Annotated in this window: 12 protein-coding genes and 1 tRNA gene; 4 read left to right on the top strand and 9 right to left on the bottom strand. The window is 50.8% G+C overall.

Going from position 1 to position 12,750, the window contains the following annotated elements; all coding sequences use genetic code 11:
- Positions 1–35 precede the first annotated feature (35 nt).
- Positions 36–152 (bottom strand): photosystem II protein Y, encoded by a 117-nt coding sequence (locus tag FEK30_RS10930; RefSeq protein ID WP_012306966.1) that lies wholly within the window; start codon positions 150–152, stop codon positions 36–38.
- 171 nt (positions 153–323) lie between these two features.
- On the opposite strand from FEK30_RS10930, the gene FEK30_RS10925 reads away from it, so the two are divergent.
- The 3 genes from FEK30_RS10925 to sat all read left to right on the top strand — a co-directional run bounded on the left by FEK30_RS10925 (position 324) and on the right by sat (position 5,000).
- On the top strand, positions 324–1,301 hold the full coding sequence (locus FEK30_RS10925) for a permease (RefSeq protein WP_138073199.1): 978 nt from the start codon (positions 324–326) through the stop codon (positions 1,299–1,301).
- Between the two features lie 514 nt (positions 1,302–1,815).
- A complete protein-coding gene (gene dnaG, locus FEK30_RS10920) occupies positions 1,816–3,750 on the top strand; it encodes a DNA primase (RefSeq protein ID WP_138073198.1) in 1,935 nt (644 codons plus the stop codon).
- 83 nt (positions 3,751–3,833) lie between these two features.
- Entirely contained in the window at positions 3,834–5,000 is a 1,167-nt protein-coding gene (sat, locus tag FEK30_RS10915; protein WP_062433772.1) for a sulfate adenylyltransferase, read from the top strand.
- Between the two features lie 87 nt (positions 5,001–5,087).
- Here the strand turns inward: sat and gyrB are convergent, their stop codons facing one another.
- The 5 genes from gyrB to FEK30_RS10890 all read right to left on the bottom strand — a co-directional run bounded on the left by gyrB (position 5,088) and on the right by FEK30_RS10890 (position 10,400).
- Positions 5,088–7,010, bottom strand: a complete 1,923-nt coding sequence (gyrB, locus tag FEK30_RS10910; RefSeq protein WP_030006550.1) for a DNA topoisomerase (ATP-hydrolyzing) subunit B — start codon at positions 7,008–7,010, stop codon at positions 5,088–5,090.
- Between the two features lie 287 nt (positions 7,011–7,297).
- Positions 7,298–7,891, bottom strand: coding sequence for a hypothetical protein (locus FEK30_RS10905; protein ID WP_138073197.1), 594 nt, complete (start codon positions 7,889–7,891; stop codon positions 7,298–7,300).
- A gap of 23 nt (positions 7,892–7,914) precedes the next feature.
- Positions 7,915–9,255 (bottom strand): DUF4335 domain-containing protein, encoded by a 1,341-nt coding sequence (locus FEK30_RS10900; RefSeq protein ID WP_138073196.1) that lies wholly within the window; start codon positions 9,253–9,255, stop codon positions 7,915–7,917.
- A 9-nt stretch (positions 9,256–9,264) separates the two neighbouring features.
- A complete protein-coding gene (locus FEK30_RS10895) occupies positions 9,265–9,900 on the bottom strand; it encodes a DUF3038 domain-containing protein (RefSeq protein ID WP_012306959.1) in 636 nt (211 codons plus the stop codon).
- A 197-nt stretch (positions 9,901–10,097) separates the two neighbouring features.
- The gene (locus FEK30_RS10890; RefSeq protein WP_062436565.1) at positions 10,098–10,400 is read right to left on the bottom strand and encodes a DUF2288 domain-containing protein; all 303 of its coding nucleotides are present in this window, start codon (positions 10,398–10,400) and stop codon (positions 10,098–10,100) included.
- A 148-nt stretch (positions 10,401–10,548) separates the two neighbouring features.
- Between FEK30_RS10890 and FEK30_RS10885 the strand changes: the two genes are divergently transcribed.
- A tRNA-Gln gene (locus FEK30_RS10885) sits at positions 10,549–10,620 on the top strand.
- Positions 10,621–10,736: 116 nt separating this feature from the next.
- Here FEK30_RS10885 and FEK30_RS10880 read toward each other — a convergent pair.
- The 3 genes from FEK30_RS10880 to FEK30_RS10870 all read right to left on the bottom strand — a co-directional run bounded on the left by FEK30_RS10880 (position 10,737) and on the right by FEK30_RS10870 (position 12,602).
- Positions 10,737–11,063 (bottom strand): YbjQ family protein, encoded by a 327-nt coding sequence (locus FEK30_RS10880; protein ID WP_138073195.1) that lies wholly within the window; start codon positions 11,061–11,063, stop codon positions 10,737–10,739.
- 63 nt (positions 11,064–11,126) lie between these two features.
- The gene (locus FEK30_RS10875) at positions 11,127–11,525 is read right to left on the bottom strand and encodes a TIGR03792 family protein (protein WP_065710594.1); all 399 of its coding nucleotides are present in this window, start codon (positions 11,523–11,525) and stop codon (positions 11,127–11,129) included.
- A gap of 39 nt (positions 11,526–11,564) precedes the next feature.
- Positions 11,565–12,602 (bottom strand): hypothetical protein, encoded by a 1,038-nt coding sequence (locus FEK30_RS10870; protein ID WP_062433759.1) that lies wholly within the window; start codon positions 12,600–12,602, stop codon positions 11,565–11,567.
- Between the last annotated feature and the right edge of the window lie 148 nt (positions 12,603–12,750).

Below are 12,750 nucleotides of genomic sequence, written 5' to 3'. Positions count from 1 at the left end.
GGGTAATTTACGCGAAAAGCAGTAGAGATAAAGACTTATTTCTTCGTTTGCATATTGCGGAGTTGGTTCAGGGCAGCCGCAGCAATGTTAAAGATTGCCCAAGAGCCAGCGATGATTACGGGAGCTAAAACAACAACAACTCGCCAATCCATGGTTTGATTCCTCTCAGTTAAAAAATGATGATAAACAAAGTTTTTCAATTCTATACTAATAACCCATTAAGCTCCTTTTTCCAAGGGTTGCAAGAAGATCCCCAGGGGGGTGTCTGACCGGGGCGATCGCCGCTCAAAATCGAGCAAAAGACCAGGGATCGGTTAGGGTAAATGGAGCAATTTTTCTGGAATTTAGGTGTGGTAATGGTCGCTTTGCAACAGTGGTTTACCCTGATGATCGCCCAATGGCTGATCCTTTGGCCCTGGCTTTTTGTGGGGGTATGTCTCTCGACGGTGGCTTTAATTTTTACGCCCCGTCCCTGGTGGGAAAAAGTTCTTCCCCAAAGCGCCTGGTTACAATTACTGGCTGGTCTTGGCCTCGGCTTTATCCTACCTGTGGGTCAAGTGGGTGGGCTGCCCCTCCTGCGACGGCTCCTATGGCAATCCGGCTCCTCGGCGGGGGCGATCGCCTTTTGGTTGGGGACTGTTTCCCTGAGTCCCTTTGTGCTCGCTAAATTCTGGCAGCAGCTACCTGGACGGGGGGGGCTCCTGTTGTTCTATGGCAGCCTGAGCCTAGGGATTTTGCTTTTAATTGCCAGTATTTTTGCGGGAGCGCGTCAACAGCGCAGTTACCAACAGGGAGATCTAGACACTTTTTTGTATCCGGCGATCGCCCGCCCCAGTTCCCACCGCATTCCCAATACTCAACCAGAAACCCTGGCGCCACCGACTAAACTCACGATTCTGCCCACTTCTCGCCGATTTCGATCCCTTATGGCGAGCCAAAACCTTATGCAAGAACTGCTGGAATGGTCGGTCTGGCTCCTGATCGCCTGTGGTGTGATGGCTTATGGCCAAGTCCTTTTCCCCCTAGAAACATTACTCAGCCACGGTATGACGGGTCTGTTTGGCGCGGGGATCTTGTACGCCGTTCAACCGACACAAATGGCGGCGATCGCCGATCTGATCTTAGGGAATAATAGCCCTGGTGTTGCCCTTGGCTTTCTCCTGACTGGGACTTTCTTCAATGGCATCACCCTAATTTTGTTGATTAATGTTGTCCGCTGGCGGGCCTATTTTTATCTCAGTCTGCTTTTGGGGTTGACCCTCCTGGCCCTGGATCTATGGCTGAATTTTTATGTTTTTTAATCTTTTGTAAGTGCCTACTTTTAGTGGCCCAAAGAAAAATCACGTTCCCCCAGATCTCCCAAATTGGGTGATATCGTTAGAGACAAGAAGCAAAGCGCTTCTCCTGGCAGATTAAACAGCTTAATCTAAACAATAGAAAAAAGAGGTGAAAACGCTGTTCCAAACTACGTCTGTCCATCCATATCCAAAAGCAATAATCCTCACGAACATTCGCTATTTTCCAGAGTGCTGAACAGGGGAGTTTGATCAAGGCTAGTTCTTTGGCAGCTCCAAGATTTTCTGAAATAGATTCGGAAAAGCAAGCTTGAGTATTCGGACTGGATTCTTGTTTTTGTCATGAACTCTCTGTTACACATTCGTTTATCAACTGCACATTCTCTAAGCTCACAGTTTGTGGGCTTTTTTTGTGGGGAGAAAGCCAAGGACAGATCAATTTATTGGTTGTAGCGGCGTCCCCGGAGATTTTCTTTTATCTTTAAGGATGCATTCTGTTTAGATTTTTGCGACGTAATCCATGGCCTACCCCTCGATTCATCCTGACACCATCGAAGAAATTCGCGCCAAGGTTGATATTGCGGAGGTGGTATCTGATTATGTGGTGCTTAAAAAGCGGGGCAAGGATTTACTGGGGCTTTGTCCATTCCATGATGAGAAGACCCCCAGTTTTACGGTGAGTCCGACGAAGCAATTCTATCACTGTTTTGGCTGTGGGGCAGGGGGCAATGCGATCAAGTTTTTGATGGAAATCAATAAGTCTCCCTTTGCCCAGGTGGTGCTGGACTTGGCCCAACGGTATCAAGTCCCGGTCAAAACCCTCGAACCAGAACAGCACCAAGAGATCCAGCGGGAACTGTCCCTCAAGGAGCAGCTCTACGAAATTGTGGCGATCGCCAATGATTTTTATCAATATTCCCTGCGGCAACCGGAAGGGCAAACGGCCTTAGCTTATGTCCGCGAGCAACGGCGATTAACGGAAGCAACGATTCAAAACTTCGGCCTGGGCTATGCGCCGGGGGGCTGGGATACCCTCTACCACTACCTTGTGGAACAAAAGCGCTATCCCATCGATTTGGTCGAAAAAGCAGGCTTAATTAAACCACGCCAGTCTGGGAACGGCCATTATGATCAGTTCCGCGATCGCCTGATGATCCCGATCTACGATGTCCAGGGTCGGGCGATCGCCTTTGGCAGCCGCACCCTCACGAACGAAGAACCGAAATATCTCAACTCCCCAGAAACGCCCTTATTTGATAAGAGCCGGACTTTATTCGCCCTCGACCAAGCAAAGGGGGCGATCGCCAAACAGGATGCTGCCGTGGTCGTAGAAGGCTATTTCGATGCGATCGCCCTCCACGCAGCGGGTTTTGACAATGTGGTGGCTTCCCTCGGCACTGCCTTTACCCAGGGGCAGATTAAACAACTGCTGCGCTACACCGATTCCAAGCAAATTATTTTTAACTTTGACGCGGACAAAGCGGGGATCAAAGCCACCCAACGTACCCTCACAGAAATCGAACCCCTAATTTACAGTGGCCAGGCCCAGGTGCGGATCCTCAATCTCCCTGGGGGCAAGGATGCGGACGAGTTTTTGCAAACAGACCAAGGCCCGGCGCAGTATCAAACGGCCCTTACAACGGCGCCCCTCTGGCTCGATTGGCAACTGGAGCAAATTTTGCTGGGCCAAGATGTCACCCAAGCCGACCAATTCCAAGGGGTGATTAAACAAATGATTCGCCTGATCGCCAAAATTGATCATCCGAGTTTTCGGAGCCACTACATTGCTAAAGCCAGTGAACTCATTAATCACGAAGATTCCCACTACAAAAAACAATTGGAAGCGACCCTCCTAACCCAGGTAAACCGTTTCCGCAAAGCCCAAGCCCGGAATCCGACGGCGATCCCGGAGGTGCAACCAGAGGCGATCGCCCTTTCGTCCCAAACCATTGCCCTCGCCCAGGCCGAAGAATTGCTGCTAAGGATCTATCTCCACAGTCCGGCCCAGCGTCACCCCATCGAAGCGCGCCTCGCCGAAAAGGAAGTGATGTTTAGCCTGTCCCACCACCGTTGGCTCTGGCAACAAATCCTTGAAACGCCCCTGGAAATCAAACAAAACCATGTCCATAATCAATTGTTGGGCCGGATGCTCGATATTTTGACCCACCACCCCGAACGGATGCATAGCCTTGGTTCTTTGCTCTACCTCACCGAAACCACCGAAATCGATGTGCGTCGGGCAACTTTGAATATCCATGCGGCGATCGCCACCCTCGAACACGTCAACTGGACCCAGCATCGCCGTTATTGTCAAGAGAAATGGCAAGGCCTCGATCCCCAGCACCCGGATTTTGCCTATTACCTGCGGGAATTTGAACAGGCCGACCGCAAACTGAAGGCGATCGCCCAGGAACGGCAATTTTCCCACCTGGAGATCCTCCACTACGAAACATAACTCGCCCCATTCCCACAATGGAAAGAACAGAAACTGATACCATGAGAGCTTGCAGATAGCCATGCTTTTATATCCTAAATTTTATGAGTACCCCATCCGGTCTAATTGCGCCCCACGGTGGCCAATTAATTAACCGCATCGCCTCCGACGCCGAGAAGCAAGAATTCCTCGCCCAAGGCGATCGCCTGCCCCGTATCACCCTCGATGCCCGCGCCCAATCCGACCTCGAAATGATTGCCATCGGTGGCTTCAGTCCCCTCAAGGGTTTTATGGAGCAAAAAGACTACGAACTCGTAGTTGAAGAAATGCACCTCAGCAATGGCCTGCCCTGGTCTGTGCCTGTCACCCTCTCCGTTTCCGAAGAAATTGCTGATCCCCTTAAAGAAGGCAATTGGGTACGCCTTGATGATCCCAACGGTCGCTTTATTGGTGTCCTCGAACTGACCGAAAAATACCACTACAATAAAGCCCACGAAGCGATCAACGTCTACCGCACCGACGAAGAAAAACACCCCGGTGTCAAAGTGGTCTACGAACAGGGTGCTGTAAATCTCGCTGGCCCCGTCTGGTTACTCGAACGGGATGATCACCCCCTTTTCCCCAAATATCAAATTGATCCCGCCGCCTCCCGGGCCGCTTTCCAAGAGCGCGGCTGGAAAACCGTAGTGGGCTTCCAAACCCGGAACCCGATCCACCGTGCCCACGAATACATCATCAAATGTGCCCTCGAAACCGTCGATGGTCTATTCCTCCATCCCCTCGTTGGCGCAACCAAGAGCGATGATATCCCGGCTGATGTGCGGATGCGTTGCTACGAAATCATGCTGGAAAACTATTTCCCCCAAGAGCGTGTGATTTTGGCAATTAATCCTTCAGCGATGCGTTATGCTGGCCCCCGTGAAGCCATTTTCCACGCCCTAATCCGGAAAAACTACGGTTGTACCCATTTCATCGTTGGTCGTGACCATGCCGGTGTTGGCGATTACTACGGCACCTACGATGCTCAAAAGATCTTTGATGAGTTTGATCCCCAAGCCCTGGGCATTACCCCGATGAAATTTGAACACGCCTTCTTCTGTAAGAAAACAGAACAGATGGCGACCTCGAAAACCAGTCCCAGTGGCCCCGAAGATCGGATCCACCTCTCTGGGACGAAGGTTCGGGAAATGCTCCGTCGTGGAGAATTACCACCGCCACAGTTTTCCCGTCCCCTCGTTGCGGCTGAACTTGCGAAAGCGATGCATGATTAATTGCTGAATTGCTAATTTTTTAAGAAAAAACAAAACCTCCTTTTCGTAATGATGAGGAGGCTTTTTGTCTGGTTTTGAAAATGCCAATTAAATATCGAGATCGTCCATGTTGAGTTTGGGGGCATTCATCTCGATAAATTCTCGTCGGGGGGCAACGCGATCGCCCATTAAAACCGTAAAGATTCGATCCGCTTCCGCCGCATCCTCAATTTCTACCCGCTTGAGGGTGCGAGTTTCTGGATTCATGGTGGTATCCCAAAGCTGTTGGGGCATCATTTCCCCCAGACCCTTGAAGCGCTGAATATTATATTTCGCGTTGTCAGGAAGCTGGCTAATTTGATCTTGCAGTTCGCGATCGCTGTAACAGTAGGCGTGATTTTTACCCCGTTCCAGCTTATAGAGGGGAGGGCAGGCAATGTAAATGTAACCCTGATCAACCAGTTCTCGCTGATAGCGATAGAAGAAGGTTAATAGGAGTGTCCGAATGTGCGCTCCATCCACGTCCGCGTCGGTCATGATCACCACCCGATGGTAACGGAGTTTTTCTGGGTTAAATTCTTCCCCTTTAATCCCCAAGCCCAACGCTGTGATCAGAGACTGAATTTCATTATTTTTATAGATTTTGGCGTCATCCGTTTTCTCAATATTGAGGATTTTTCCCCGCAACGGCAAAATGGCTTGGAAGGCGCGATCTCGGCCCTGTTTCGCACTACCGCCCGCAGAATCCCCTTCCACTAAATAAATTTCTGTCTTAGCCGGATCCCGCTCACTACAATCGGCTAATTTACCGGGGAGCAAAGAAGACTCTAAAACCGATTTACGGCGCACCAATTCCCGCGCCCGCCGTGCCGCTTCCGCCGCCTTAAAGGCTTGAATAGCTTTCTCTAAAATCGCATCAACGACATTTAAATTAAATTCAAAATATTCCGTTAACACCTCACCCACAAAGGAATCAACAATCCCCCGCACTTCGGAGTTGCCGAGTTTCGTTTTCGTTTGCCCTTCAAATTCTGGATCGGGCACTTTAACCGAAATTACCGCCGTTAACCCTTCGCGAATATTTTCACCCGCTAAATTTGAATCATTATCCTTAAGCTTATTGCGTTTGCGAGCAACGGTATTCATCGTGCGGGTGAGGACACTTTTTAAACCTTCGAGGTGTGTCCCGCCATCAACGGTGCGAATATTGTTGGCAAAGCCCAGGAGGTTATCGCTATAGGCATCGGTACACCATTGCAAGGCTACTTCTAGCTGGACACCGTTCTTTTCCCCGGTGACATAAATGATTTCTTCGTGGAGGGGCGATTTTTCGCGGTTCATGTAGGCGACATATTCTTTGATGCCTCCTTCATAAAAATAAGTATTGCTGGCCTGTTTTTCGGAGCGATGATCCGTAAAGACGATTCTGACGCCAGCATTTAGATATGCCAGTTCCCGCAGGCGTCCGGCGAGGGTATTGTAATCAAAAACAGTAGTTTCAGTGAAAATTTTCGCATCGGGCAAAAAGCAAACGGATGTTCCCGATAAATGCTGCGGGGCTGGGGCTTCGGCGAGTTCGCCTTGGGGGACGCCCCGTTCGTACCGTTGTTTGTAGGTGGTTTCGTCGCGCCAAACGGTAACTTCGACCCATTCGGAGAGGGCATTAACCACAGAAACGCCGACCCCATGCAGACCACCGGAGACTTTATAGCCGCCTGCGCCAAATTTTCCGCCCGCATGGAGCACGGTCATCACGGTTTCGAGGGCTGATTTTCCGGTACTGGGGTGCACATCAACGGGAATGCCACGCCCATTGTCGGTAACAGTAACGGAGCCATCAACATTAATTTCAACGTTAATTTCTGTGCAGTATCCGGCAAGGGCTTCATCGACGGAGTTATCAACCACTTCATAAACGAGGTGATGTAAGCCACGGGGACCAGTGGTGCCGATGTACATTCCGGGACGTTTGCGGACAGGTTCTAATCCTTCGAGAACCTGGATCTGCTGGGCACTGTAATTACTGGTCATGGACGAACTCCGAATTTTGGGCGTAAAAACTCTGTAGCCTGTTTTTGGGTTAAATCAGGCAAAAATTATACCATAAAAGGCTTCTGGGAGGAGTGGGCTGAATTTGCGGCAAGATTTACCAAGGGGGTGGAGCGGGGATTTTGCGGCCTAAAAAAATATATGGAAATTAAGCAAAAAATAAACTCGGGGCGATCGCCATAAAAAGACTCAATGAAGCGGGAAGAAATTAGTACGCCTATTTCACAATTTTAGCGCAGGGGCGAGGGATCAGAAAAAATGTTTGGGAGCTAGAAGATGTTGAGATGTTGGGGTTGTTCGGCGGCGGCAATAAGGCGATCGCACCCAGATTTGGGGGCGGCCCAGCGGTAATGACATTCCTTTGGGTTGCCCCAGCAGAGGGCGAGGTAAAATTCACCGTGGCCCACGTCTAATTCCGCCCATTCAGCGAGTCGACTGGCCCGCTCTAGCTCCGTAAAAGTCAAGGGAGAAAGTTGATGATCGACTAACTGCCAGAGGTTTAAACCAGTGGTGATGTAGTGCCAAAAGTCGAGGACATTTTGTTTGGCTGCCCGGAGAATCGCTTTGTCGCTGTCGATGGCAATGAGTTGTTGGTGAATTTCCGGCAGGCGCAGTTGGCGATCGCCGACGCTGATTTCCCGCCAAACGATGCCGGAAACATGATTTTCCCGTTGGTATTGATGAATCTGTTGGGTAAAGTCCTGACAGGCAAACACTTTTCCCAGTTGGTCTTGATCGAGGGCCATGGTCACGATCGGTACCCCCACCCGCGCATCGGGGGAGAGCAAAAGGCGATCGCCCCGGAGGGTTGCCTTTAACTCTTGGTTGAGGATTTCAATTAAATCTTGGGTGCTGTAGACCATGGCTTTCAGGTGGTCGCTTTCTTTTAACGATAACCTGCCCAGGGACTCACTTCGATCACGCCGTTGGGTTGAAAGACCACATTCACCTGGGTCAGCGGTTCCGTGGGCAAGATGGTTTCGCCAGGGACAATGCCCGCTGCCGCTGGTTCTACCAAGGCCGGGAGGGGGGTCTGACCAAGGGCTGTTTTCGCAGCGTTATTATCGGCGACGACAATGGCGATCGCCCCATCATTGGTCACCCCTAGGGTATAGGCCAGGGTTTGGGGGATGGTGGCATTTTCTCGGTCAAACTCAGCGGCGATGGTGTCTTTGACCTGTTGGATCAATTGTCGGAGCGTTTCTCCTTCTACTTCGCGGGAGTCAAAATCCAATTCGCTAGAACTTTGAAAGCCATCCCAGGGGCTTACTTCCAGGACATTTTCTGCAAAATTCACCCGAAATTGAGCCATGGCTTGTTCGTTGGCGATCGCCGCCACTTCTGGAGTATGACCCAACTCACCCAAGGCCGTTGTTCCCGCTGTTACCGCAGCATCAGCTAAGGGTTGCACCCCCAAAAGACGACCATCGGTTCCCAGGGCCAAGCGATAGGAAGCATTCTCTGTGGTATCGCGCTCCGTCCAGGCCGAATCCAAAGTGCCATAGAGATAAGCTTGCATTAACTGAAGATCGCGGTCTGTGGCAATGGTGGGTAAGGTTTCACCAAGGCGATCAAAATCAGCTTCCGTCCAGAGGGCCGTATCCGGTAAAGTTGCGCTGGCGAGTTGTTCCGTTTCTTCCCCAGAGCTAACTTGTTCACTGTCGGTACGTGTTGTTTCCGGCGCTGGGACAAAGAACAGTGCAAAAGCTGTTAAGGCTAACCCACTGACGCCAACCAGGGGCGGCACTGCTCGATCCGCAAAGGATTCTTCTGGTACGCAATGGCGACGACTCAGGGGCGTTAGGGGCAAAACAAAATCCGGGAGGGTCAAACCATCGGCCAGGAATTGATCAATGGCTTCGGTTAAATCAAACAACTCCGCCGTGGTTAATTCGAGGGTTTCGGCGGCGCTGCCATCGGGTTGTTGCCAATGGAGATGATGGGTATAGGTTGCCGTGGCTGTTTCTAAGCGAACTTGGCCTTTTGCATCGAGGATTTCGGGGGGGCGTTGGAGACCGCTTAAAATACCCTGGGCATATTCACTCACGGCTTGGACGAGGTGATCAAAGAAAATTTTCCCACCGCTGAGCACTTTCTGGGAGGTAGTAAAACGACATTCCACATTGGAAAGGATGGTCAGGGTGTCGAGGAGTTTGCCGCTCCCATCATCGAATCCTTCAAGGGTGAGGGTGCAGTTGGGGAGGTTATATTGGCGACGAATATTCATGGTAATTGTTTAGCTCACTTCTCCATCAAAGAGGCTGACCCATAGCCGTTGGGTGCCAACGGTGCCTGTGCAAAACAGCAGTTTTTCGAGGAGGGCGATCGCCAGTTCGTTTAAATCTTGTTTTGACTGGTTGTAGAGGGTGACGCGGACGCGCCGGGGATTCATCCGACTCCGGAAGTGGGCTCGAAACCGCTCTAGGTATTCCGAAAGGCGAAAATGACTATCTAAGGGGAGATTGCGTTCCCGGAGGTGCTGGGCGGCGGGTAAAAGTTGTCGCAATAAGGCCAGTAAATTCTTGGCGCGATCGCCAATGATCAATACCAATGCCTTTGCTTCTGTGGGGGTCAGGTGGCCATGGGTATGGGAACGTCGCCAGGGGTTGGTGCGCCGTAATCGCCAGAGGACGACCCGATTCGGGATAATTTCTGTCAATTCTAGTTTTTGGGCAGAGCGCAGCATCAGTTCTGAGCCGCCCAACTCCAACGCTTCTAGGGCCAAGAGAAGCAGGTCAATTTGCTGTTGTGCCCGGCGCGGGAACACTTTTCCCTCCGGTAACAGATCCGGCAGATTTTGCAACAGGTAGGGTTGTCCTGGGGATACCGATGGGGAACTAGGATTGGGCATTACGCTCACAGAATCATTCATACTCTCAGAAAAACAAGCTTGGTTCGCTGCAAACCCACGACGGGAGATGATTGCTATCTATCGCCAGACCATCAATGAGGCTCAAACCCGATCATACGCGATGATTAGGGGTCTCACACCAGGGCAATGGATTGTTCTCAATCAGTTTACCCCACAAGACCCGTCGTCCCAGCGAAAAAATTCCGGGCGACCGCCCCTTAAATTTCTGGGCGGTCGCCACTGATCAGCACAAAGGGCTGCACAATTAATGTCGCAAATACGAGGGTCTGAGTTGCTTGGTTCCAGCGTTCTAGTTCTTCTTTTGTGGGCTTACGCACTAGGCCACCGCTCATCCATTTGCCCACTAGGGCCGCATTATCTGTGGCGATCGCCTCTCCTACCTGCAATAAATCCAGGGAAGGATGTACCACAATCAGCGCATCACGGGCCGCATGGGGCGCGAGGTCATGCCACTCACTGTCGCCAAAACTGGACTGGAGTTGTTTAATCAAATCTGACATCAAAAAATAATGAGGTTTAAGGGCAACGGTTAAGGTTTACTGGATTTTTGGGTTTTTGACAATTATCCAGGGCCACCCAAAAAAGATTTGGTGAGACTGTTGACGCTTCCGAAAAATTGGTGTTATATTTCTAAAGGCTTAAACGCAATGGGGTGTCGCCAAGCGGTAAGGCATCGGATTTTGGTTCCGACATTCCCAGGTTCGAATCCTGGCACCCCAGTTAAATTCACTGAATTAAAATAACCCGCAAACTCTACGGCTTTTGAATCACGAATTCATAGAGATTTAGGTAGTCCTGTCTGGGTATTGGGGCGATCGCCTAATATGAGCAAATTCTTATCCCAGTTTTACGGCGGTTCCGGTGGCAGTGATCAGCAACAGAACGCCTTTATCGTCGATATTGATTGTGCCTGTGTCCATGCTAATGCCAATTACGGCATCAGCGCCGCGTTTTTTAGCATTGCTTTCTAGTTCCCGCAGCGCTTCCTGGTGGCCTTTTTCAAAGATTCGCTCGTAACTAGCGGTGCGACCGCCGATCATGTCTCGGATGCCCGCAAAAAAATCCCGGAGGGCGTTGGTGCCATAGACCACTTCAGCGGTGACGACCCCCTGATAACTGGTGATGGTTGCTCCTTCGATGGTGGTGGTGGTGCTTAGAATCATGTTTTTTATGAATATTAATGTGACAAAAATTTAGGGAGGCGATCGCCTCTGTTTCTTTCAATGTCAATTAGTCGTAGAAAGATTGCGGAATTCTTTCTTTTCAAGGATCGGGTAACTTTTGCCCATGGCTTCATCAAAGGCTTTCTCAGCGGCATTAACTGCCTCTGGGGAAACGACTTTCCGTAGAGCTTGGCTTGACCAGGAAACAACAACGGTGAGCTGATCCGGGTGGTCGGCATCTTGCCAGATTTCTTTGCGCACAAAGGCAGGCGATCGCCGATCGATGGGATTCCAGATTTCTAGTTCTTTTTCGATAAATTTTGCTTGGTCGGCCTGGGGCACGTCAAAGGTTAGCCATTCCACCACAGGCTCATCTGTTGTACCTTCAGCAAAACTCGGCCCTTGTCCCAAACCGAAAACTAAAGCCAGTACCAAGGCGATCGCCCCGAACCATCTACCCATCGGATCCTTTACTCCTAACTGAAACTGTTACCCGCTATTTTACTCTTCTCCCAAAATCCGAATCCGCACACTACTCTCGCCGGAATCATCTAAATCGACTTCCAAAACCTCGCTACTCAGGGCTTCTAGGGTGCCCAACATCGACCGTAAATAGGGATTGCTCGCCCCCGTATCCACATAAAGGCGATCGGCTAATTTTCCTAGGCGCTTCCAGGTGGTAAAGAGCTTCACCACACATTGCTCCATCTGGGTAGCCTGTTTCACCAGATCAGCGGCAGTACCCAGACAATCCAACCGTAGGGCTTCTTCTAGGGCCATTTCCAGGTCAATATTCGCCTTACGGAGGGTCTGCACCTGGGCGGCGGCATCGATATATTTCGCTAAACTCTTCGCTTCACGGGTCATCGCTTTGACGGTGTCGGTGTTGGGGGCTTCGCGGATTTCTTCTTGGATCGCTGTGACGTGGGTTTCTGGCAGCTTTTCTAATTCTTTTACCAAAGGCGAGAGAAACCGACTGGGGAGGGCACCGCTGGCGGCCTGTTCTTTTACTTCATCGGGGAGCAGCTCCGAACTCATGCTCGTCCATTCGTCGGCCAGTTGTTTTACTTCCCGTCGAGTAATGCGATCGCCTTTTTGGGCGGCATCGGCGACGAGTTTTTGAATTTCGGGGGCTGATTTCGCCGTTTCGACGAAAGCATTTTTACTGAAATTATTAATACTGTTGGGGTCTAGTTGGCCCTCGGCGAGGAGAGTATCAGCACTGTTAGCCAGTTCGATGAGGCCGTAGGCTTGACTCTTGCTAATTTCCCGTTGTTTGAGCCAGTTTAAAAAGCCTGTCCCGCGCCCGTCGCCGCCACGTTTTTCTCGATCTCGCACGGCCCGCATAATCCGGCCCCGCCAAATGTCCGTTTGCAGGTCAAAGCGATCGCAAATTTGCCAGACCCGCTCGATCTGGGTATCAAATTCCGCATCGTGGAGTTGATCGTCCTCTGGATCGGGCAGCTCCAAGTTAAAGTCAACGTCAGTGGTCAAGGCGGCGGCAAGGTCTGCCGTTGAAATGTCGGTCAAGCTGGTCATAAAGGCGATCGCGTTTAAAAACGACAGGGAGTAAAGGTTTAGCTTTCGTTAAGCCCCACTGATTTTAGAGGGAATTTTCCCACCCGACAAGGCGCGTCCTAACGGCGATGAAAGCCATGATTTGGGGTGAAATACGTTAATCTAGTCC

It is taken from the genome of Picosynechococcus sp. PCC 11901 (genome assembly GCF_005577135.1).
Lineage (GTDB): Bacteria > Cyanobacteriota > Cyanobacteriia > Cyanobacteriales > MRBY01 > MRBY01.
Note: the sequence above shows the minus strand (reverse complement) of the source record. Positions and strands in the feature narration are given on the sequence as shown.